This is a genomic window from Silvanigrella paludirubra (assembly GCF_009208775.1).
Classification (GTDB): Bacteria; Bdellovibrionota_B; Oligoflexia; order Silvanigrellales; family Silvanigrellaceae; genus Silvanigrella; species Silvanigrella paludirubra.
The window spans coordinates 403,982-427,467 of record NZ_WFLM01000004.1; the positions used below are offsets into that span (position 1 = coordinate 403,982).

Here is a 23,486-nt window from a genome sequence, read left to right on the forward strand (position 1 = left end):
GGATATTTATGTTAGATAATAAAAATTATTTAGTCACGGGTGCTGCTGGTTTTATTGGCAGTAACTTTGTTAGGTATATGCTTGAAAAATATCAAAATATAAAAATAATTAGTTTTGATAAGTTAACTTACGCTGGAAATTTAAAAAACTTATCCGCTTTAAAAAATGAACATAACCATGAATTTGTTAAAGGGGATATTTGTGATAAAAACCTGATTGATTCTATTTTAAGAAAATATAATATAAATCATATCATTCATTTTGCAGCTGAAAGTCATGTGGATCGTTCTATATCTGGTCCTGCCGAATTTATTCAAACAAATCTTTTTGGTACGTTTCAATTATTAGAATCAGCCAGAAATTATTGGCTAAATGAAAAAAAATGGAGTGAGTTAAATTGTAGATTTCATCATATTTCTACTGATGAAGTTTATGGTACTTTATCTAAATCAGATCCTGCTTTTACAGAAAAAACAGCTTATGCCCCTAATTCACCTTATTCTGCTACAAAAGCGGGTTCTGATCATCTTGTTCGTTCCTATTTTCATACATATGGTCTTCCCGTAACGACATCAAACTGTTCTAATAATTACGGTCCTTATCAGCATCCTGAAAAATTAATTCCAACAGTCATTCGTTCTTGTCTGCAAAATAAATCGATTCCTGTTTATGGAGATGGTAGCAATATTCGAGACTGGTTATTTGTAGTGGATCACTGTTCTGCTATTGATTCCATTTTATTAAATGGAAAAATCGGAGAAACATACAATGTTGGTGGAAAAACAGAATTAAGTAACATTCAATTGGTAAATCTTATTTGTGAATTATTAGATAAATTAAAACCAAATAAATTTAAATATTCAGATCTTATTTCTTTTGTCAAAGATCGTCCTGGCCATGATTGGAGATATGCAATAGACAATTCAAAAATCCAAACAGAGCTTGAATGGAAACCTTCTTACGAAATTAAATCGGGCTTAGAAGATACAATTCGGTTTTATTTATCGAATGGTTTTTGTGCTGAATAAAGAAACACAATATTCGTTCCTAAATTTTTAAATTTCGCTTTTATGAATCCAGAATCAAAAAGTTCTGCAACAAAGTGGCTACCACTGGGAAAATTATCGAAAGATGTTTTATAAAAATAATGAGTTGATTTTAAATTAGAAAGTTTTTTTCCTAAAATGGGAATTAATTTTGTGTAATTATGATATATTTTTCGAATGAATTTAAAATCGGGTTTTCCATTTTCAAGAATAACAACATGTCCACCCGGCTTTAAAACTCTGAAAATTTCACGAAGGGCGGCAGAGTGAGGGCGAAGGGGTCTCATTCCCCAGCAAACAGTTATCGTATGAAAACTATTATTTGGGTAAGGAATACTCAATGCGTTTGCTAATTTTAGCTCAATATTTTCTTTAAATAAAAAAGCTTTTTTTTGTACTTTTTCTTTTGCTACTTTAAGCATTCCTTCCGAAGCATCAATTCCTGTGATATGTATGTCTGGTCTTTGAGAAATAATGCCAAGAATGACTTCGCCAGTACCTGTTGCAACATCTAGAATTTTGGCATTTTTTGGACTTATTTTTATAGCGGCGCGGCAAAGGAATTTTCGTAAAATACGGTGAATTCCAAGAGTGAAGGCATCGTTTGCAATATCATAGGCTGGGGCTATTGTATTGAACCCATCGACAATATTGTAGTTTTTTGAATCCATTTAGGACACTCATAAATGGTGCAATCGAGAAGACTCGAACTTCTGACCCCCACGATGTCAACGTGGTGCTCTAACCAACTGAGCTACGACTGCAGTGAAAATTCGTTTACCTAAGCAGAATAACATTGTCAATAGAAAGTGTCTAGTTTCCTAAAAACCCTTATATCATCTATAGACACATATAATTACAATGTTAATATCGTTTCCTCTGTTAACTTACTCATTTTAGGAATGAAGGGATTATTGAAATGCCAAATGAATCTATTTATGATTTTGAAGCAAAAGATATTAATGGCAATATAAAAAAATTATCTGAATTTAAGGGAACTGCCTTGTTAGTGGTAAATACGGCAAGTAAATGTGGATTTACTCCTCAATTTGATGGCCTTGAAAAACTATTTAAAAATTATAGTAACAAAGGTTTTCAAATTTTAGGATTTCCTTGTAATCAATTTGGAAGCCAAGAGCCAGGTGATGAAAATGAAATTAAAAACTTCTGCAGTTTAAATTATAATGTTACTTTTCCTATGTTTGCAAAAGTAGAAGTAAATGGAAATAATGCACATCCATTGTACAAATATTTAAAGAAAAATAGCAAAGGATTTTTAGGAACTGAATTTATTAAGTGGAATTTTACCAAATTTTTAATTGGGAAGAATGGTGAAGTATTAAAACGCTACGCGCCTACAGATACTCCAGATGATATTGCAAAAGATTTAGAAGAGCTTTTGAATTAAAGTGGTGGGCCGGGAGGGACTCGAACCCCCAGATCGTCTCGTTATGAGCGAGCTGCCGTAACCATTTAGCTACCGGCCCACTTTGGTATTTGAGTGGTTAGCAAATCCGAGGGAAGAGGTCAACTGCCGAGAAGAAATCTTGCTAAGTTTCTTTAAGGTAGCTATTGTAAGAGGCGAATCGAAATCTATTCTTAGAAGGAGAACCTCTTGAGCCATATGCCTTTTTCTGGAGTCATTACAGCTATTATCACGCCATTTGAGCAAAATGGAGAAATTGATTTTAAAGCCTTTGAGCGATTATTATTATCCCAAAAAAAATCAGGAATAAGTGGTGTGGTCGTTCTTGGTACCACTGGTGAAAATGCAACTTTAACAGATCAAGAATCTGAAAACCTTGTAAAATATGCTTTGGAGCACCAAAGTGAAGACTTTCATATTTATGTTGGTACAGGAACAAATGATACAAGAACAAGTATTGAAAAAACTATTAAATTCTCCAATTTAAAATCGGCCTCTGGAAAATCTCCAAATGGAGTTATGGTTGTAACTCCATATTACAATAAGCCAAGTCAAAGTTGTATAATTAAGCATTATAGTGAAGTAGCTAAATCTGTTAGAAATACCCCTTTTTGTATTTATAATGTGCCTAGCAGAACTGGCATTAATTTATTACCAAATACTTTAGCTAAGATTGCTCAAGAAAATGATAATATTGTTGCAATTAAAGAAGCTGCTGGAAATGTAAATGCGATTGTTGAAATGAGAAATGCATTAAATCAAATAAATAAACAGCAGGTTCGCATTTTATCTGGTGATGATGCCACATATGTTCCCGCTTTATTATGTGGAGCAGAAGGGGTTATATCCGTAACTTCACATATTATTCCAAAGACCTTAATTCAAATATTAGAAATGTTTAAAAAAGGAGAGGTGAAAGAAGTTCAAAAGCTCCATTTAGCGACATATTGTATAAATAATGGCATTTTTGCTTTGCCTAATCCCATTGGTGTTAAGTGGATGTTGTCACATTTAGGTATTTGTGGCACCACGTTAAGAGCCCCTCTTTATTCTGCTGAAGGAAATGAAGTGGATATCCTGAAGGGGATACTTGCGCAGCTGCAACAAAATAACATTCAATTTTAACGTAACAACAAGGATATATATGACACTCAATAGAGTTGCTTATGAGTTAGAATCTAAAATAAAAGTGGATAAAGTTACTTTAAAAGGTCCTGGAGTATTAATTCTTACTGGGCCTTCTAGTTGTGGTAAGGGTGAGGTAGCTTCTGCTTTATCAAAAGTCATGTCTATACCTCCAGAATCTCATTTGTCTATGGGCGAAATTTTAAGAAAGACATTTCAACGCGCTAAAAACGAACAAAGTTATGCAAAACTGCTTTCTGATAACTATAAAATTTCATCAAGTTCAAATATTTTTGATTGCATCGATTCTACGGATGAACTTTCTAAAAAAGTATTAAATTATATTCCAGAAATGCAAGCTTATTTTAAAAGACAGGATATGGATAAATTCACCAGTCAGCTCGATTGGCTTGAATTTTGTACAATGAATGGATTACTTGTTCCAAACCGATGGACTCAAGATTTTATTGCTGCTCATATAGAACATTCCCCAGAGTTTAAAACGCATCCATTTATTTTAGATGGCTACCCAAGAACTGTAAAAGCAGCTCAACATTTAATTGGTTTTTTAAGACGTTTTAATATTCCTGTCATAAAAGTTCTTCATTTAAGTATAAGTAAACAAGAAATGCTTTCTCGTGCAACTAAAAGAGGAAGAGCTGATGATGATGAAACTTCATTATTAAGTAGGTATCAATTTTACATAGAGAATGTTCATCCTAGTGTGGATTATTTAAAAACAGAATTGGGATCCGATGCCATAGCACTAATAGATGCCCATCAACCTGTCTATAAGCAAATTGGTGATGAAAAAATATTTGATTTAGAGAAATCTATATTAAATGTAGTTGCATCTTCATTGAGAAATTTAGGTGTATCTAGAATGACTGTGAAAGACCTCTTAGATCAATTAACAGGTTCTCATAAATGCTAAATGAAAATCAGTATTTAAAATGATTTAAGATTTTAAGTATATAAATCTTATTTTTATGAATTGGGAATCTAATTTGGATTTGTAACTTTACTTAATGGTAAGCTAATAAAATTATTATTTATAAAATTTGCTAAAACTGAAAATAAATGATACTTGAGTATTGTTTTTTCGTTCATTCAAAGAATGATTTATAAACCTATATTTGATTAAAAAAAATTAAACTTATTTATTAATAAACTTGGACTTTTTATCTATTGAATAAAAAGTTTTAAGATTTTTTTTTATCAAATAAAAATTAAATATTTTGGAGTTTGTACTCAAATGCTTTCCGACTTTTCAAGCGAAGATAAAATAATAATTTCTAACTTACAAAATAGAGATCAATTGTTCCAGGTATTAGAAAAACAATGGATTGAAATTCAAAATGGAATTGATTATTCCTATGTTTTAATTCAAAAATCAATATTTCAATTAAATGAAATTAAAAAAATTGTAAAGTCTCTATTTGAAAATTCCAATTTTAATTGGAAAATTCATTATCATATTAATGAAACAAAGAGTCATATTGAAATTTTTTCTTTTTTAAATCATAACGAATACTATTTAAATAATCTAAAAAATGATTATAATTATTATTTAAATTCATTGAGTAATAACTTGTATATTAAGGAATCTATTTCAAGCGAAATAAATAGTATAGAAAATCAATGTTTTTCAGCTCCCAGGTTTATTTCTTATCAAAATAATTCAATCGTAAGTAATGTTATGTCTATTAGTTATGATAGGGATTTATTTGAATCAAAAATAGATGTAAACTCATATAATTTTTTTGAATCAGTGCATCCAGCATATGCTTACCAAATGCTAAGAATATATGATTTTCTGTATAAAAATAATATTAATGCTTCGCACTTTATAGATATTGGTGCAGGACCAGGTGCTGCTTTACAAATGTTAATTGAGCTTTTACCATCCTATTCTAAAATTGATGTCATTGAGCCTAGCCCTACAGCTTTTGGGTATTTAAAAGAAAGATTTAAAAATAATTCATTTATAAATCCTATTCAAAAAGGATTTTTTGATTACCATCCCGATGAGCCATGTAAACTTGCGATTTCTGTTGGTTCATCACATCATTTTAATACCTATTTTTTATTTCAGCATGCTAGAAAAATTTTAAGTAAAGATGGATATTTAATTATTTCAGATGAATTTATCAGCCCTTTTTCAAATAGAAGAGAAAGAACAAAAAATATTATTTCTCATCACATAAGTTATATTTTTGATTTAATTAAGTTAGGCAATCAAAATAATGAATTTGTCTCATCTTGTAATGATGATGAATATGAGTTATTAAGAGTTTCACATTCTGTTTATCCTAGAATTAAATTAGAAATTTTAGCAGGTAATATAGAAAATGCAGAAAAAATGTGTAGAGATCTTTTAGAAAGAATAAGCATTATTGTAGATAATAATTTAAATATTTCGAATTCTTTTTTATCTTATTATCGTTTGTCCTTTTTAGAGCTTCAAGCGTTGGTTGCGGGCATTGACTACGATGTGGAATGTAAAACATATGTTGAGAATTTAATTAAAATGGCAGAGTCACAAGGATTTTCGTTGGAGCATCATGAAAAAATTTATACGACTACATCTGGTGGAAATTTTAATTCAGGAACTCATTTAGTTTGTTTTAAAAAAATATAAGAAATTAGGATGACTCCATTATGAAAAATTCAGAGCTAGAATTGAGTCCCTTTAAAGCTGCATTTAAAGATAGTATTCCTGCGTTAACAGGGTATATACCAATTGGTCTTTCTTTTGGTATTGTTTGTCAAAAACTCGCTTACCCTTGGTTTATTGCTCCCCTAATCAGTCTTTTTATTTATGCTGGCGCTTCTCAGTTTATATTAGTCAGTTTATTACTAGCTCATAGTTCATTTTGGAGTATTGTTTATTTAACGTCCATTGTTAATTTAAGACATATTTTTTATGGATTTTCCTTCTTAGATAAATTTAAAGGTCACCCCTATAGTAGGTTGTATATGATCTCTGCTTTAACAGATGAATCTTATGCTTTACTTGCAACTAATCCAAAATCTTATAATAATCAATATAGTTTTTATGTTTCGTTTTTATGTCATTTTTATTGGGTCTTTGGAACAATTATAGGTGTTTTTTCATATCAATTTTTAGCAGGTTATAATACCGAGTTTTTAGTATACGCATTAACTGCTTTATTTTTAATTATGGCTATAGATGGTGTTTTATCCTCAAAATATTTTACGCCTGTTATTAGTGGTATAGTGTGTTATTTTATATCTTTTTTCCTTTTTAAAAAGAACCTTTTAATAGCGGTGTTTCTTTATTTTATAATTATGTTTATTTTTGAATGGTATAAATCTTATGGAAAAAAACATGTCATTAACTGAACTCTTAATTCTTGTTTGTGTTATTACTATAATTACTTTTTTATTTAGATTTACTCCTTTTATTTTGCCCAAAAACGTAATTCAAAGTCCACTTGTCTTAAATTTTGGAAAAAAACTTCCCTCTGGAATTATGATCATCTTATTTTTATATTCTACGGGATTATCAGAAGAACATGTAAATCAAAAATTTATAACAGCTAGTTTTTTAGCTGCTATTCCTGTTACATTAATTTATGTTTGGAAAAAAAACGCAGTTTTTTCTATTTTATCTGGTGTGATCTTTTTTTATATTTTTTTAATATAATGAAAGCGAAACTCCACTTGTAGATTGTATCCAATTTACATAATTTCCTACCGTAGTATAAACTCCATACCCATCCGAGCAGGACGCATATTTTGAAGTATCAAAAGAATAGGGCGGAGAAGTTGTTGTAGGGTGAGGGGAAAGTAACGAATTCGATCCTTGAGTTAATGCAGCTAATACATAATTATTAGAATCTCTTTTAACATAAACAGGCCCTCCTGAATCCCCTTCACATGTTCCTTTACCAGAATTTGGACCAATGACTGTCAGATAATTTTGAAATGCATTTGAAAAAGTTTGGTTGTTAAAGGTTTCAATAGCACCGTTTGGTGTTGTGTCTGGATTGGAGGAAGATGAAGTGGATTCAACCACATTTTTAAAACCTGAATTTGATCCATTATCACTATTATCACCAAAACCAAGCATCCATTTAGATTCAGTTGCTAATATATTTTGCGGGTTTGCTAATATAGAAACAGGACTATAGCCACTTTTGATAGTGCCATTTATTTTAACCCAAGTAATATCATTTAAAACACAATTGTATGAATTATCTGCGGAACAAGGTCTATAATTAGGAGGCCTTTGCCAGCAACTTATTTCTGATGAATTTGAAGAAGTAGCAGGAGAATAGGAGTTTGAAAATACAACCTTTCCTGGCGAGATATTATCCGACTCAATATCATCAAAACAATGACCTGCAGTTAAAATTAAATTACTTGCAACTATGGTTCCTGAGCATAAAATTGTTTTATTTGAGTTGATATAAAGTAAAATGGCTACTGTATTATTACCAGAAGGAACAGAACTTCCATTTGCGGGTTCTCCACCAATTATCATTTCAGAAATAGAAGAACTTTTACTCATATTACATTGTGCTGGTCCCGAATAGGACTTAAAAGAATTACTATTATTAGCTGATTTATTACAAGAAAATGTTAAAAAAATAAGTAAACTATTAAAAAAAAATATCATTCCAGATTTCATACTACGTCCTCAGAATTTTTAATAATCTGATTATATCCTTAAAAATGTATGTTTGCATTTTTTTTTTTAATTTTATTTATTTATTATTATCCCAAGTGCCGCCTAAAGAAGCTATTATATTTACTGTGTTTAATATTCTTTTTCCATTTATATCATTTAAATTTTTTTGTAAATTATATAAAGTTATTTGTGAATTTAATAAATCAGAATATGTTTTTGTGCCAATTTCATATCCTTGATTGATAATTTTTTCTGTTAACTTAGCATTATTTGTAGCATTTATTTGGTAGTCTTCTTCTGCTTTATAATGTTTATATGCGGCAAGATTATCTTCCAAGTTTTGAAAGGCAACAAGGACAGTTTGTTTATATTGTGCCGCGATAGATTGATAATTTGCTTTTGCCGCTTTGATTTTTTGTTCCCTTAGTCCACCATCAAAAATAGTTTCTGTTAGTGAGGCTCCCAAAGACCAAAATAAAGCAGGAAATGAAAATAAATCTATATAAGAAGTTTTTGAATAACCAGAACTTGCTGATAAATTTAAATTTGGAAAATAGGCTGAAACAGCTATTCCAATTTGAGCATTTGCTTGAGCAACAAGTCTTTCTGCTTGAGCAATATCTGGTCGTCTTTCTAATAATTTTGAAGGAAGTACCAAAGGGATATTGGGAGCTGTTAGCTTAGATAATTTCATTTCTAAAGAAAATTGAGCAGGTACTTTTCCTAATAAAGTTGCAATGGCATGTTCGTATTGAGCTCTTAAAATTTTATTATCTACTGCTTGGGTTTGAGCTTGTTCTAACTGTGTTGCGATTAAATTATAATCCGTTAAAGAAACAGTCCCAGCCCCTTTTTGTAGTTCTAAGATATCTAAAAGCTTTTTATTATTTTCAGCTATATTTTCTAAGATTTTTTGATCATTATCTACCATTCTCAATTGGAAATAATATTGTGCTAAAGATGCTTGAGCTGTTAACTTAACATTTTCAAGCTGAGCGGCACTTGCTTGAACGCTTGCTTTATTTGCTTCAACTGTTCTTCTTGTATTTCCCCATAAATCGGGAATCCAAGATGCATTTAAGGATGTATTATAATTTGTAGATTCCGAGGCAGAAAAAGATGAAGTTGCGCTTTGTCTTTGTCTTGTTACTCCTCCTGAAGCATTTATGGTCGGCAAATAATTTGATTCAGCTTGGCCTAGCAAGGCTTGTGCTTGTTCGTATTGTGCTAATGAGGAAGCTATATTTTGGTTAGAAATTTCAATCTGTTCTTCAAGGTCGTTTAAGATTGGATCCTCAAATACCGTCCACCATTTTCCTTTTTGGGATTCATCGTTTGGTTCGGCCATTTTCCATTTTTCGTTTATTGTTTCTTTATAATTTTCTGGAAGTTCAATTGAAATTGGATTGTAGTCAGGTCCAACAGCACATGAAAATACAGAAAATGATATTAGGAATAAAAAAATAATAAATTTAAGATTTTGGTTGTTCATAAGTTTCACCCTTAAGATTTAACCATTTATTTTCTACCCAGAATTTTATTTTTTCAAAATATAAATAAACAATAGGAGTTGTATATAAAGTGAGTAATTGGCTAATGATTAAACCACCTATAATAGATATTCCTAATGGTCTTCTCAATTCTGAGCCCACTCCAGTACCAAAAGCTAAGGGAACAGCTCCAAGAATGGCGGCCATTGTTGTCATCATAATAGGTCTAAAACGTAATATCGCCGCCTGATATATTGCTTCTTTAGAAGTTTTATTTTCGATTCGTTTTGCTTGAATGGCAAAATCAATCATCATAATTGCATTTTTTTTCACAATTCCAATGAGTAAAATAATTCCAATTAATGCAATTAATGAAAAATCTGTTTTTGTAATTATTAATGCTAGTAAAGCTCCAACTCCTGCAGAGGGAAGTGTTGATAAAATTGTTATGGGATGAATAAGACTTTCATATAATATTCCTAAAACAATATATACTGTTATCAAAGCAGCTAAAATTAAATAGGGTTGGTTGGATAAAGAAGATTGAAAAGCTTTTGCTGCCCCCTGAAAAGAAGCATTAAAAGAGGAAGGTAAATTCATTTCGTTAACTGTTTTCTCAACTAAGTTAACAGCATCTCCTAAAGGAGTTCCTGGTATTAAATTAAACGAAAGTGTTGTAGCTGGAAATTGACTTTGATGATTTACAGATAATAAGGATGACTTAGTAGAAAAATTAGCAATTTCAGATAATGGAACTAAAACATTTTTTTTGCTTTTAATATAAGTATTTTTTAAAAACTCTGGGCTCATCCAAAATTCGGGAGCAACCTCCATTACAACATGATATTGATTTGTTGATTTATAGATTATAGATACTTGTCTTTGGCCAAAAGAATCGTACAAAGTATTATCAATTGCTAAGGGGGTTACTCCTAATTTTGTTGCATTATCATGATTTATATTTATAAACGCTTCTAGACCATGATTTTTTTGATCACTATTAACATCTGCAATACCAGGTAAAAGAGATAATCTTTGAATCAGTTTATCGCCCCACTTATTTAATTCATCTAAATTTGAAGCAGAAATTGAGTATTGAAATTGGGCACCACCTTGTCGGCCACCTATCATGAGATCTTGGGCTGATTGTAAATAAACATTCACACCAGCAATTTGAGATAACTTTTTACGAAGTCGGCCAATAATCAGGTCAGGAGATATTTTCCTTTCTTCAAGAGGTTTAAGGCTTATAAAAACATTACCACTATTAACGGTTCCTCCTCCAACGTAACCAACAACATGATCAATGGCTGTGTCTTCTTTTATGATGTTTACAAGTTCAGTAAATTTTTTTTCCATATTTTTAAAAGATATATTTTGATCTGCTACAATAAATCCCATAATTCTTCCCGTATCTTGCTGAGGGAAAAAACCTTTTGGAACTTTAATATAAAGAAAAATATTTAATATTATTGTTATAATAATCATGAAAAACATGGTTTTTTCATGATTTATTGACCATAATAGACTCTTTTTATAGAATTCTGTTATTTTACTTTTTTTTGTTTTATTAAAATCAACTTTTGGATTTGCTTTTAATATTTTAGAACACATTGATGGAGTGATAGTTAAAGAAACAAATAAAGAAACTAATATGGCAATGGAAATAGTGATAGCAAATTCTCGAAATAATCTTCCGACAATTCCACCCATGAGCAATATTGGTATAAAAACGGCTATTAAAGATATACTCATAGATAATACGGTAAAACTAACTTCTTTTGATCCTAGATGAGCAGCTTGTTTAGGTGCTACTCCATTTTCAACATGTCTCATTATATTTTCAAGAACAACTATGGCATCATCTACTACAAATCCGGTTGAAATTGTGAGAGCCATTAATGAAAAATTATCTAAACTAAAATTCAAGAAATACATTATGGTAAAAGTACCAAGTAAAGAAATAGGAACAACTACACTGGGAATAAAAGTAGAGCTTAAATTTTTTAAAAATAAAAAAACAACAATGATGACTAAAACAATTGCTAAAATAAGAGTTTTTTCGACATCGACAAGAGAGCTTCTAATTGTTGTTGTTCGATCCATTGCGACTGTTAAATCAATTCCTTGAGGTATTGAAGCTTCTAACTGAGGCATCATTTGTTTAACACCATCTACAGTTTCTATTACGTTAACACCCGGTTGTTTAAAAATAATTAATAAAACAGAAGGTTTTCCATCTGCTAAACCGGCATTTTTTAAATCTTCAACAGAATCTTTTACATCAGCAACATCACCTAATGTAACAGGTGTTTTATTATGGTAAGAAATAATAAGTGGTTTATATTGATAAGCATGAATTAATTGATCATTTGTTGCTATATTATAAGACCTTGTATTTTCTATTAGTTGTCCTTTTGGTTTATTTGCATTTTCATTTTGAAGAGTTGTTCTCACATCATCTATTGCAATACCATAATGATTTAAAGCAAGCGGATTTAATTCAACACGAACGCTTGGAAGAGAACTACCTCCTACAATAACTTGACCAACCCCATTTGATTGTGAAATTTTTTGTTGCAAAATAGTAGATGCCACATCGTACATTTGTCCTTTTGTATATAATTTAGATGTTAATGCAATTATCATAATAGGAGCATCTGCTGGATTTACTTTTCGGTAGGTTGGTTTACTCGGAAGATCTTTCGGTAAATCGGATAAAGAAGCATCAATAGCCGCTTGAACATCATTTGCTGCGGCATCAATACTTCGATTTAAATCAAACTGAATAACAACACTGGATTTACCTAAGGAGCTGCTTGAGGTCATTTCTGTTACTCCAGAAATGCGACCAATTTGTTTTTCAATGGGAGTGGCAACTGAAGTGGCCATAATTTCTGGACTTGCTCCAGGAAGTGAGGCTTGAACAAAAATCGTTGGAAATTCAATTTGTGGTAGTTGAGAAACAGGTAGGAAATAATAAGCAAGAATACCAGATAATATAATAAGAACTCCTACTAAAGAAGTAGCTTTAGGTCTTTCTATAAATGGAGAGGATAAATTACTCATTTATATCCTCAATTGTTTTTGAATTTTTTGAATTAGAATGAATTAATATTTTAAAGGAACGAGCTAATTTATCGAATAAAAGATATATAACTGGTGTTGTATATAGAGTTAAAAATTGGCTGACAATCAAACCTCCCATAATGGAAATGCCAAGGGGGCGTCTTAGTTCTGATCCCATACCGGAGCCAAAAGCGAGTGGAATTGCACTTAATAAAGATGCTAAAGTTGTCATTAATATGGGTCTAAATCTAAGTAAACAAGCTTGGAAAATTGCTTCTAGAGGAGTTTTTTTTTCATTTCTTTCCATTTCTAGAGCAAAGTCTATCATCATAATTGCATTTTTTTTCACAATGCCAATAAGAAGAATAATTCCAATTAAAGCAATAATATCAAAATCAGAATTCGTTATTTGTAGTGCAAATAACGCTCCCATACCTGCAGAAGGAAGGGTGGATAAAATTGTTAATGGATGAATATAGCTCTCATATAGAATTCCTAATACAATATAAACAACAACTATAGCAGCTAATATTAATAAACTTTCATTTGCTAAAGCATTTTGGAAACTTTTAGCAGCTCCTTCAAAAGTTGTCTGAATACTTTCAGGAAAATTTAAACTATTTTTTGTATTTTCAATTGCTGTTACTGCGTCTCCTAATGATTTTTTTGATGCTAAATTAAAAGATATTGTAGAAACAGGAAATTGTCCTTGCCTATAAATAACTAAAGGCTCTGAGCTTTGTTTTATATTAGCAAAAGAAGATAATGGGATGGCGCTTCCTGAGTTGGATTGAATAAATAAAGAATCTAAGACATTGCTAGGGGTAATTTTTAAATCAGGATTAACTTCTAAAATAACGTGATACTGATTTGTTTGACTAAACATTGTTGAAATTTGTCTTTGTCCAAAAGCACTATATAAAGTGGAATCGAAATTTGCTGTTGTAATTCCAAAGCGTGCAGCACTATTTCTGTCAATATTTATTCTACTTTGTAGACCAAAACTTTGCGTATCATTGGCAATATCTTTTAATTCAGGCGATTTTTTTAAATTTTCAACTAATAATGTTCCCCATTTTTCTATTTCTGAAGAATAAGGTGAATTTAAACTAAATTGATACTGAGTTCTGCTAATCCGATCATCAATATTTATATCTTGAACGGGTTGCATATATAGAGTAATTCCTTTTGTTTTAGAAACATTATTTTGAATTCGATCGATAATTTTTGAGGCATGTAAATTTCTTTCTTCTATTGGTTTTAATTTAATTAATATTCTTCCGCTATTTAATGTAAAATTAGTACCATCTACACCAATGAAAGAGGATAAATTTTCTACAGCGGGGTCTTTTAATATTTCAGACATCACTTCTTGTTGCTTTTTATACATTTCACTAAAAGAAATGGATTGAGGGGCTTCTGTAATTCCTTGTATTAATCCAGTATCTTGAATAGGAAAAAACCCTTTAGGTATGATTAAAAATAAAGTAATTGTTAAAAATAAAGTTAAAAAGGCAATAATTAATGTTGTTTTTTGATAGTTTAGTACAAATTTTAAACTCATAGAATAATAATGAATCATTTTGTCTAATATATCTTGAATAAAAACTTCAAACTTATTTTTTAATTTTATTTGTTTATGTTTTAATAAATATCTGCATAACATGGGAGTCAAAGTTAAAGAGACTATAGCTGAAATTAATATAGAAACAGATAATGTTACAGCAAATTCTCGAAATAATCTTCCTATTATATCACTCATAAAAAGCAATGGAATTAATACCGCAATTAGAGAAACAGTCAAAGATAAGATTGTAAAACCAATTTGAGCAGATCCTTTTAGTGCAGCTTGAAATGAAGATTCACCTTCTTCAATATATCTTGCTATGTTTTCAATCATAACAATAGCATCATCAACAACAAATCCTGTTGCAATTGTTAAAGCCATTATGGTTAAATTATTTAAGCTGTAGCCTAATTGATACATAACAGCAAAAGTTCCAATTAAGGATAAAGGAACTGCTATACTCGGAATGAATGTTGCTGGTAAATTATTCAAAAAAACAAATATAACAAAAACAACTAAAATAACAGCTAATATTAATTCAAATTGTGCATCTTTGACCGAATTACGAATCGTAATTGTTCGATCATTTAATATTTCTACATCTATATTATTTGGTAGTGTTGATTTTAATTTTGGTAATAAGCTTTTAATACTATCGACCACTTCAATAACATTTGATCCTGGTTGTTTTTGAATATTTAATATAATAGCTTGATTTAAATTCATCCAAGCAGCTTGTTTATTATTTTCAGCATCATTAATAACGTTAGCAACATCTTTTAATCGAATAGGAGCGCCATTTTTATATGAAATAATTAAATTTTCATAGGACTCTTTTGTTAATAATTGATCATTTGAATTTATCGTGTAAGCCAATCTTGTTCCATCAAAGTTACCTTTTGCCGTATTTACATTTGAATACATAATTGTTGTTCGAATATCATCTAAATTTAATCCATTTGATGCTAAATATTGTGGGTTAGCTTGAATTCGAATGGCAGGGCGCTGCCCTCCGTTTATGCTAACTAAACCGACTCCAGGTATTTCAGAAATTTTAGGAGCAAATCTTGTTTCAACAAGATCTTCAATTTTAGGTAAAGATAATACTTGTGAAGTTAAAGCTAAAGTTAATATTGGGGTGTCAGCTGGGTTTACTTTGTGATAAACAGGAGGATTTGGAATATCAGAAGGTAACAAATTTGAGCTTGAATTCATTGCGGCTTGAACTTGTTGCTCTGCTATGTCTAAACTCATCTTTAAATTAAATTGAAGTGTTATTAAAGAAGCTCCATTAGAACTTGCTGATGTCATTTGCTTTAAGCCGGGCATTTGACCAAATTGTTTTTCAAGTGGTGCTGTTATAGAAGATGCAATTACTTCAGGACTTGCTCCTGGATAAAATGTAGAAATTTGGATTGTTGGATACTCTACTTCAGGTAACGCGGAAACGGGAATAAATTTATATGCAAGTAACCCCACAAGAAAAATAGCAATCATAAATAGCGTTGTTGCAACAGGTCTTTTTATAAAAGGAGCAGAAATATTCATCATGGAACAGAGACCTCTATTCCATCAGCTAATTTATCTAAGCCATCGATTATGACAAATTCATCTAAATTTAAACCACTTTTAATAACAATATTATCCCCATCTGTCGGGCCTGTTGTTACTTTTCTAAGTTTTGCTTTTTTATTTTCATAAATAAATAAATAATCACCAATTTTTCCATGCTGAATAGCTGAAATAGGAACAATTTTTGCTTCTGGTAATGTTTCTATTAGGAGTTTTATATTTACAAATTGATTGGGAAATAAATTCTGTTTTTCATTTAAAAATTGAGCTTTTAATTTTATTGTTCCTGTATTTAAATCTATTTGGTTATCCGTTGAAACTAATTCACCTGAAGATATTTGTTCTGTTTGTTCTTTATTAAATGCTAAGGTAGGAATCTTAAATTGAATTTTTGTCTTTTCAAGAATTTGTGGCAAATAGTCTTCTGAAATAGAAAAAACAATATGAATAGGTTGTATTTTATTAATGATAACAATTCCATTTGGATCCGATATTTGAACATAATTTCCAGGATTCACTTGTCTTAATCCAACTTTTCCTGAAATAGGAGCTTTTATTTTACAATGATTTAAATTTACATTAACAGCGTCAAGTTGCCCTTTATCTGACTGAATAACTCCTTCATATTGTTTTACAAGCCAGCTTTGTGTATCTAATGTTTGTTTCGAAATGCCACCTGAAGGATATAAAATTTTATACCTTTTTAAATCTAATTTTGCATTTGTTAAAAAAGCTTGATCTTTAAATAATTGTCCTTGATATTGTGAATATTGTGCTTTTAATGGTTTTGAATCAATTTCTGCTAGAATATCTCCTTGTTTTACAAGTTGTCCTTCATTAAAAAATATTTTAAGCAATTCTCCATTAATTTCTGTTTTTACAGTAACACTTTCTATAGGAGTTACCGTTCCTAAAGCGTTTATATAAACGGGTACGTCTTTTTTTTGCACTTTAGATGTTTGAACAAGAATAGTGCTGAATTTATTTAAATTTTCATTTGTTTTTAAATTAGTATCTTCTTTTGATTTTTTATTTAAATTATCATTTGAATTTTTTTTATAATATTTATCATTATTATTAAAAATTATTTTTAATGGAGAAAAATTAAGGATAAAAAATATTGTCGTTATAGCCACAGTAATTGAAATAATTATAATAAATAAAATACGCCAATTACTTTTTATTTTGTTTAATATAATATGTATTTTTTCTTTATTCATAAATTTATCAACCATGAATAAATTGCACTGCAAAATTGCCCTATATTTTCTATGCTTTAATTATATTTATATTATTTATAGGTGTAAATAGGAAAAAATGGTAACTAGGCAGTTTCTTTAGGGACAAAATCATCATTAGGACTTTGTAATTCATCAATTCTTTCAATTATTTCATCGAGTATTTTTAAAAGATAACGTCTTCTAGCTGTTAAAATAAATAAACATCTTCGGCTATTTTTAGATTCAAGATCTAAAGATTTAGTTGAACGATGCATGTAATTTACTTTATCACCTTTGCTATTTAAATTTAAAAGTGTTCGTTTTCTTGATATGACACGATCAAATGCCAACCTTTCAACACTTGCAAGAATTGCATTTCTTCTCTCAATCAATTCATGCAAAGATTCTATTGTTGATTCAAGATCTTTTTTCCTTTTGTTGAGGTCATCTAATATTGGCATATGATACTCCACATCTTGATTCTATTTTTACCTTTAAAAAGTTATCGGAAGATTTGTATAAGTGCTTTATTTTTGCTTTTGAGTATTTTTGTTTCTAAAATTTATGCAAAAGAAATTAAAAATGATTGGGAATCAACTGTTACTTTTGGTATAGGTAATGTTGGTTATATGAACAATTTTCAGACAGGGATTCTTCAATCTAGTTTCTCACTTTTATTTAGACCTTTTGAAGAAAATAAAAACTTTGAAGCTAAATTTAAAATAATGACACAATCTCCATCAAAAGAAGATGATGGTTTTATTGAAGTCCCATTACGTGATTATGATTTCTCAAAAATAGCAGAACTTTGGTTACGTTATCAAATTTTTAATCAACTCGAACTTAAAGCTGGAAGATTTTCTGATACACCAGATGAAACAACACCATTATATTGGCCATACTATTCTTTATATTCAAAAATTGATTTTTATAAAGACCCTGAAATAAATCCTTTTATAATTGTCAGGCAAGATCTTTTGTCTGTATATTCCTATCAATCTAATAGATCTACAGCAACAAATATTGAAAGAACAAGAGTTGAGCTAGATTTAAATTCAAAAATGACATCTCAAAATTTGGAATTAAAATTAAATTTAAAATCAAACTATGATCAATTTTCGGATCCTGACTATGCTCTAAGTTCTTTAAGTATTGGGCGTGAGCAGTATATTGATAAGACAGTAACATATCACGATCAAAAGTATCGAATTGTTAATTTTTACAGTGATTTTAGTCTCGACTATGATAACTTGATTTTTTCAAAAATATTTTTAAAGTATTGGAAAAATTTAGATTCCGATGTTTTTAATGAAGGTAAAATATTTGGAATAGAAGAGAAGATTCATTTTAAAACAAATTCCTTAAGTTTTGCTTATATAAAATATTATGCAGAACAAAGTTCAGTTCCTCCTTCTTCATTATCTTCCTATTATTATCCAGGATTTCAAATTACTGCTTTAGATGTAAAATTTTCTCAAGATTTTTTGGAATCTTGGAATGCGCTACTTGAATACAGATATCAAACTTCAACACCTTATGGACAATCAAGTGATATTTCAATAAGTCCTGGAGCTGTTCCTGTTATTCCTAAATATAAAATTTCGTTATTGCTTGAATATCATTTTGATTCATCGGGAAGACAGGATAATTGACACGTCAATAAAAAAATTAGGCCTTATTGCACAATTTGTGCTTCTCACATAACCTGATAAATGAATGTAATTTTGTTTAATAAGGGGGCTGGCTTGAAAATAAATACATCACGCTTCGGAGAAGTTGAAGTCAATGAAAGTGATATGATTTCACTGCCTGAAGGACTTATTGGGTTTCCTGAACTTAATCAATTTATATTATTAGATCATGATAATGATTCTCCATTTAAGTGGCTCCAATCTGTTTCAGATCCTGCAATGGCATTTATCGTTATAAGTCCATTATCATTTAGACCAGATTATATGGTTGAGGTAACTGAAGAAGAAGTTTCTGCTTTAAAATTATCAAACCCCAATGAAGCCGTTATTTCAGTTATTGTTACTATTCCAATGGATCCTAAAAAAATGAGTGCTAATTTAAAAGCCCCATTGGTGTTTAATTTAAGTAACAGGTTAGGGAAACAAGTTGTTTTAAAAGATCCTCAGTATCAAACAAAACACTTCATTATGGAAGAAATGAAACGTTATTCTCAAAGAGACACACAAAACGATCTCAAAAAAGCTATTCAACAGCAAATTGCGAATAAAATGGATAACGAAACAGTAAATAAATAATTTATATACTATATCTCGTTAAATATTTTTCATAATCAGGCATTTTCCCTTTAACAATAGAAAAATAAGTTTTTTGAAGATGTTCTGTTATTTCTCCGCGTTTGCCAGAACCAATTGTTCTTCCATCAAGTTCACGTATTGGTGTTACTTCTGCTGCAGTGCCTGTAAAAAAAGCTTCATCAGCAATGTAAATCATGTCACGTGTTATTTGAATTTCTTTTACTTCCATTCCTTGATTTTGAGCTATATGAATAATGGTATCTCTAGTAATCCCCGCTAAAGCGGATGTTAAAGTTGGAGTATATATTTTTCCATCCTTAACTACAAAAATATTTTCTCCGCTTCCTTCTGCCACATACCCTTGGTGATCCAATAATAAAGCCTCTTGATGGCCATTATGAACTGCTTCTTGACGTGCCATAATGGAATTTAAATAATTCCCATTCGCTTTTGCTTTAGATAAAACACTATTAACATGGTTTCTTGTATAAGAAGAAGTTCCTACTTTTATTCCATGAATTAAATTTTCTTCTCCTAAATAAGATCCCCAGTCCCAAGCGGCAATCATCACCCTTACAGAAAGTTTATTCATTAAAAGACCTAATGCTTCACCACCATAATAGGCCATTGGTCTAATATAAGCGGATTTGAGTTTATTTCTTTTTAAAATTTCAATTTGAGCATCGTTTATTTCTTTTTTTGTATAAGGAATTTTCATTCCAATAATATGAGCGGATTGAAATAAACGATTTGTATGATCGTGCATTCTAAAAATAGAGGAATCTTTATCAGATTCATAAGCTCTTACGCCTTCAAAAACTCCAGCACCATAATGTAACGTATTTGTTAATGCGTGTACTTTTGCTTCTTGCCAAGGTACATATTTTCCATCCATCCAAATTTCACCAAAATCTCTATTTTCTAATGACATTGTATCAATTCCTTATATAAAACTTAATATTTTATCTGTTATTTCTGAAGTTGTAATTGCTTTTGATTTATTTAAGCATATATCTTGAGTCCGATAACCTGCTTTTAATGTAGAATGCACCGCTTGCTCTATTGAGTTTGCTTCCTCAATAAGATGAAAAGATTGTTTTAATAACATGGCAAAAGAAAGTATTTGCGCAATTGGATTTGCAATATTTTTACCTGCAATTTGAGGTGCTGAACCACCTGAGGGTTCGTATAAAGCAAATCCTTTCACATTAAAACTTGCTGAAGGCATTAAACCTAAACTTCCTGGGATGGCAGCTGCAGCATCAGATAATATGTCTCCAAATAAATTTGCCGTAACAAGAACATCAAACTGGGAGGGATTTATAAAAAACTGCATAGCGCAATTATCTACTAACATATGTTCTAAGGTAACATCTGGATATTCTTTTGAGATTTCAGTTAAAATGGTTCTCCAGAGTTTAGAAGTATCTAATACATTAGCCTTATCAACAGATGTTACTTTATTTTTTCTAAGTTTAGCTAATTTAAAACTTTGATGAGCCACAATTTCAATTTGTTTTTCATCATATTCCGAAATATCATGGGCTTTTCTGATATTATCTATGATATATGATTTATGTTCACCAAAATAAATATCACCAAGCAATTCTCTAACGATAACAATATCTATCCCATTTTCTCCTATGACACTGTCCTTTAAGGGGCAAATATCTTGAAGTTCTGGATATACTTTTGCTGGTCTTATATTTGAGCTAAATTGAAAGTTTTTTCTTAAAGCTAAAATAGAATTTTTTTCACAATCTTTCCATTTTACAGAATGGGATTCTAAAATGGGACCGCCAACAGATCCAAATAAAATGGCATCCGAATTTTTACAAACATGCAATGTAGTATCTGGAAAATGGCATCCATATTTTTCAAAGGCCGCTCCACCAATATAACCATGATTTAAAGTAAAATAATGGTCAAATTTATTTTCAATCTTTTTGATGATACGGATTGTTTGTTCCATCACTTCAGGGCCAATTCCATCGCCTGGTAAAATTGAAATCGTTTTTTTCATGACGAATCCTTAATGATTTAGAGAAGGAATAATCCCTTGTTCTATTTGTGCATTTTTAAAATTTACAATTTTATTTTTGAAGGTCATTAAATAATCAATTTCATCAAATCCATTCATAAAGCAAGATTTTTGAAAGGAATCTATTACAAATTCAAAATCCTCATTTAAAGAAGAATGAATAGAATTATTTTTTAGATCAATATTTAAAAAATATTCATTTTCAGAAGAATTTAATATTAATTTTTGTATAGTAAATTTATCTAATTGAATTAGAAGCAATTTATTTTTTAAACTATTTCCAGCAAAAATATCAGCAAAAGATGAGGCAATGACGACTTGTATTCCATATTCTTTTAAAGCCCATACGGCATGCTCTCGGGAAGATCCACAACCAAAATTTTCTTGTGTTATTAATATACTGGAATTTTGAAATTTTTTTTGATTAAAAACAAAATCATTTGAATTTTCTCTTAATCTTTTAAATAAATTTATTCCATATCCGTTTTTTGTTACGGAAGTTAAATATTGTGCTGGAATAATAAGATCGGTATCTACATTATTCATTTCTAGAGGTATACACTTTCCAAAAATAGTTTGATTTGTATTCATTTTCAATTTCCTATTTATAAATATTTTAAGGGAGATGTAATTTTACCTTCCAGAGCACTGGCAGCTACCGTTGCTGGTGATGCTAAATGGGTGTAACTACCCGTTCCTTGTCTGCCAACAAAATTTCTATTTGTAGAACTAATACATCTTTTGCCATTTGGTACTTTGTCATCATTCATGGCAAGACACATCGAGCATCCTGGCATTCTAAAGTCAGCACCAGCATTTATAAATATTTTATCTAACCCTTCTTCTTTTGCTTGCTTTAATACCGATTCTGAACCAGGAACAATATATAAAGTAACAGAAGGATGAATTTTACGGTTTTTAAGAATTTCAGCAGTAATACGAAGATCTTCAATCCGACCATTTGTACATGAACCAATAAAAGCCCAATCAATTTTAGTTCCTTCAATTTTTGTACCTGGAGAAATTTTCATATAATCTATAGCTTTTTGGTACATTAACTTTTCAGATTCAGAAATTTCACTATCTTTAGGAATAAATCCATTTATTTCTATAGCCTGGGAAGGATTTGTCCCCCAAGTTACCATTGGGTTTAAATGGTTTATGTCTATTGTTACTTGAGTATCATAATTACAGTTTGGATCACTTTGAAAAGAACTCCAGTAATTTGTTAATTTATCCCAATTTTTATGAGAGGGGGCAAAGGGGCGATTTTTTAAGTAACTATAAGTAGTTTCATCAGGGGAAATTAATCCACCTTTTGCTCCACATTCAATACTCATATTACAAATAGTCATACGTTCTTCCATTGACATTTTGCGTATGACATTTCCTGTATATTCAATTATGTGACCTGTCGCTCCCCCAATCCCAATTTCAGAAATTAATTTCATAATGAGATCTTTAGCAAAAACTCCATTTGGTCTTTCCCCTTTAAACTCAACTTTCATTACTTTCGGTTTATGAAGTAACAAACATCCAGTGGCAAAAACATGTGTGAGTTCTGAAGTACCAATGCCAAATGCCAATGCACCAAAGGCACCATGAGTTGCCGTATGAGAGTCTCCGCAAACAATTGTTAATCCAGGTTGTGTGATCCCAAGTTCAGGACCAACAACGTGAACAATACCTTGGTATCCGCTATCAAAGTCAAAAAAAGGAATATCGTGTTTTTTTGTATTTTTTCGAAGCAATTCTACTTGTTTTTTTGCAGCATGATCAAACGTTTCATTTCTATTTTCACTTGTTGAAATACTATGATCAATAGTAGCTATGAATTGTTTTGGATTTAAAATAGGAATATTTCTATCTTCTATTGTTTGAAAGGCTTGAGCTGATGTTACTTCATGTAAAAATCCAAAATCAATCGCAATTACCGAAATGCCGTTCGATGAATTATCTATAACATGATTTTCCCATATTTTTTCAACAATATTTTTTTTCATTTC

Annotated in this window: 20 protein-coding genes and 2 tRNA genes; 9 read left to right on the forward strand and 13 right to left on the reverse strand. The window is 30.3% G+C overall.

Annotation, left to right across the window (positions count from 1 at the left end; genetic code table 11):
- The first annotated feature begins 8 nt into the window (after nt 1-8).
- On the forward strand, nt 9-1,028 hold the full coding sequence (gene rfbB, locus GCL60_RS12450) for a dTDP-glucose 4,6-dehydratase (protein WP_153420992.1): 1,020 nt from the start codon (nt 9-11) through the stop codon (nt 1,026-1,028).
- Here the strand turns inward: rfbB and GCL60_RS12455 are convergent.
- Together GCL60_RS12455 and GCL60_RS12460 are read right to left on the reverse strand one after the other, a co-directional pair.
- Nucleotides 998-1,717 (reverse strand): ubiquinone/menaquinone biosynthesis methyltransferase, encoded by a 720-nt coding sequence (locus GCL60_RS12455; protein WP_153420993.1) that lies wholly within the window; start codon nt 1,715-1,717, stop codon nt 998-1,000. The genes rfbB and GCL60_RS12455 overlap by 31 nt on opposite strands.
- Before the next feature lie 16 nt (nt 1,718-1,733).
- Nucleotides 1,734-1,810 (reverse strand) — tRNA-Val (locus tag GCL60_RS12460).
- Nucleotides 1,811-1,965: 155 nt separating this feature from the next.
- Here GCL60_RS12460 and GCL60_RS12465 point away from each other — a divergent pair.
- Complete coding sequence (locus tag GCL60_RS12465) at nt 1,966-2,454, forward strand: glutathione peroxidase (RefSeq protein WP_153420994.1); 489 nt, start codon at nt 1,966-1,968, stop codon at nt 2,452-2,454.
- Between the two features lie 2 nt (nt 2,455-2,456).
- On the opposite strand, the gene GCL60_RS12470 is transcribed toward GCL60_RS12465, so the two are convergent.
- Nucleotides 2,457-2,533 (reverse strand) — tRNA-Ile (locus GCL60_RS12470).
- 137 nt (nt 2,534-2,670) lie between these two features.
- Here GCL60_RS12470 and dapA point away from each other — a divergent pair.
- The 5 genes from dapA (at nt 2,671) to GCL60_RS12495 (ending at nt 7,267) form a co-directional block, all read left to right on the forward strand.
- Nucleotides 2,671-3,597 carry a 4-hydroxy-tetrahydrodipicolinate synthase gene (gene dapA, locus GCL60_RS12475; protein WP_237639065.1) on the forward strand — a complete coding sequence of 309 codons (927 nt, stop codon included), beginning with the start codon at nt 2,671-2,673 and terminating at the stop codon, nt 3,595-3,597.
- 19 nt (nt 3,598-3,616) lie between these two features.
- A complete protein-coding gene (locus GCL60_RS12480; protein WP_153420996.1) occupies nt 3,617-4,531 on the forward strand; it encodes a nucleoside monophosphate kinase in 915 nt (304 codons plus the stop codon).
- Between the two features lie 321 nt (nt 4,532-4,852).
- Nucleotides 4,853-6,238 carry a class I SAM-dependent methyltransferase gene (locus tag GCL60_RS12485; RefSeq protein WP_153420997.1) on the forward strand — a complete coding sequence of 462 codons (1,386 nt, stop codon included), beginning with the start codon at nt 4,853-4,855 and terminating at the stop codon, nt 6,236-6,238.
- Nucleotides 6,239-6,258: 20 nt separating this feature from the next.
- A complete protein-coding gene (locus GCL60_RS12490; RefSeq protein ID WP_153420998.1) occupies nt 6,259-6,963 on the forward strand; it encodes an AzlC family ABC transporter permease in 705 nt (234 codons plus the stop codon).
- Nucleotides 6,950-7,267, forward strand: a complete 318-nt coding sequence (locus GCL60_RS12495) for an AzlD domain-containing protein (RefSeq protein WP_161998198.1) — start codon at nt 6,950-6,952, stop codon at nt 7,265-7,267. The genes GCL60_RS12490 and GCL60_RS12495 overlap by 14 nt, the downstream gene beginning before the upstream one ends.
- Here GCL60_RS12495 and GCL60_RS12500 read toward each other — a convergent pair.
- The 6 genes from GCL60_RS12500 to GCL60_RS12525 all read right to left on the reverse strand — a co-directional run bounded on the left by GCL60_RS12500 (nt 7,259) and on the right by GCL60_RS12525 (nt 17,633).
- Nucleotides 7,259-8,254: a S1 family peptidase gene (locus GCL60_RS12500; RefSeq protein ID WP_153421000.1), complete on the reverse strand. Its 996-nt coding sequence runs from the start codon at nt 8,252-8,254 to the stop codon at nt 7,259-7,261. The two genes, GCL60_RS12495 and GCL60_RS12500, sit on opposite strands and share 9 nt — an antisense overlap.
- A 76-nt stretch (nt 8,255-8,330) precedes the next feature.
- Nucleotides 8,331-9,746, reverse strand: coding sequence for an efflux transporter outer membrane subunit (locus tag GCL60_RS12505; RefSeq protein ID WP_153421001.1), 1,416 nt, complete (start codon nt 9,744-9,746; stop codon nt 8,331-8,333).
- Nucleotides 9,727-12,813, reverse strand: coding sequence for an efflux RND transporter permease subunit (locus GCL60_RS12510; protein ID WP_153421002.1), 3,087 nt, complete (start codon nt 12,811-12,813; stop codon nt 9,727-9,729). The genes GCL60_RS12505 and GCL60_RS12510 overlap by 20 nt, the downstream gene beginning before the upstream one ends.
- Complete coding sequence (locus GCL60_RS12515) at nt 12,806-15,928, reverse strand: multidrug efflux RND transporter permease subunit (RefSeq protein ID WP_153421177.1); 3,123 nt, start codon at nt 15,926-15,928, stop codon at nt 12,806-12,808. The genes GCL60_RS12510 and GCL60_RS12515 overlap by 8 nt, the downstream gene beginning before the upstream one ends.
- A complete protein-coding gene (locus tag GCL60_RS12520; protein ID WP_161998199.1) occupies nt 15,928-17,172 on the reverse strand; it encodes an efflux RND transporter periplasmic adaptor subunit in 1,245 nt (414 codons plus the stop codon). Before GCL60_RS12520 ends, GCL60_RS12515 begins: the two co-directional genes overlap by 1 nt.
- Before the next feature lie 104 nt (nt 17,173-17,276).
- Complete coding sequence (locus GCL60_RS12525; RefSeq protein ID WP_153421004.1) at nt 17,277-17,633, reverse strand: hypothetical protein; 357 nt, start codon at nt 17,631-17,633, stop codon at nt 17,277-17,279.
- A 72-nt stretch (nt 17,634-17,705) separates the two neighbouring features.
- Here GCL60_RS12525 and GCL60_RS12530 point away from each other — a divergent pair, with 72 nt between their 5' ends.
- Nucleotides 17,706-18,824 (forward strand): hypothetical protein, encoded by a 1,119-nt coding sequence (locus tag GCL60_RS12530; protein WP_153421005.1) that lies wholly within the window; start codon nt 17,706-17,708, stop codon nt 18,822-18,824.
- A gap of 93 nt (nt 18,825-18,917) precedes the next feature.
- Nucleotides 18,918-19,439 carry a flagellar assembly protein FliW gene (gene fliW, locus GCL60_RS12535; protein WP_153421006.1) on the forward strand — a complete coding sequence of 174 codons (522 nt, stop codon included), beginning with the start codon at nt 18,918-18,920 and terminating at the stop codon, nt 19,437-19,439.
- 1 nt (nt 19,440) lies between these two features.
- Here the strand turns inward: fliW and GCL60_RS12540 are convergent, their stop codons facing one another.
- Genes GCL60_RS12540 through leuC form a run of 4 tightly spaced genes read right to left on the reverse strand, consistent with a single transcriptional unit; the run spans nt 19,441 to nt 23,483 of the window.
- A complete protein-coding gene (locus GCL60_RS12540; protein WP_153421007.1) occupies nt 19,441-20,370 on the reverse strand; it encodes a branched-chain amino acid transaminase in 930 nt (309 codons plus the stop codon).
- A gap of 12 nt (nt 20,371-20,382) precedes the next feature.
- Nucleotides 20,383-21,462: a 3-isopropylmalate dehydrogenase gene (gene leuB, locus GCL60_RS12545; protein WP_153421008.1), complete on the reverse strand. Its 1,080-nt coding sequence runs from the start codon at nt 21,460-21,462 to the stop codon at nt 20,383-20,385.
- 9 nt (nt 21,463-21,471) lie between these two features.
- A complete protein-coding gene (gene leuD, locus GCL60_RS12550) occupies nt 21,472-22,071 on the reverse strand; it encodes a 3-isopropylmalate dehydratase small subunit (RefSeq protein ID WP_153421009.1) in 600 nt (199 codons plus the stop codon).
- Between the two features lie 14 nt (nt 22,072-22,085).
- Nucleotides 22,086-23,483, reverse strand: coding sequence for a 3-isopropylmalate dehydratase large subunit (gene leuC, locus GCL60_RS12555; protein ID WP_153421010.1), 1,398 nt, complete (start codon nt 23,481-23,483; stop codon nt 22,086-22,088).
- Between the last annotated feature and the right edge of the window lie 3 nt (nt 23,484-23,486).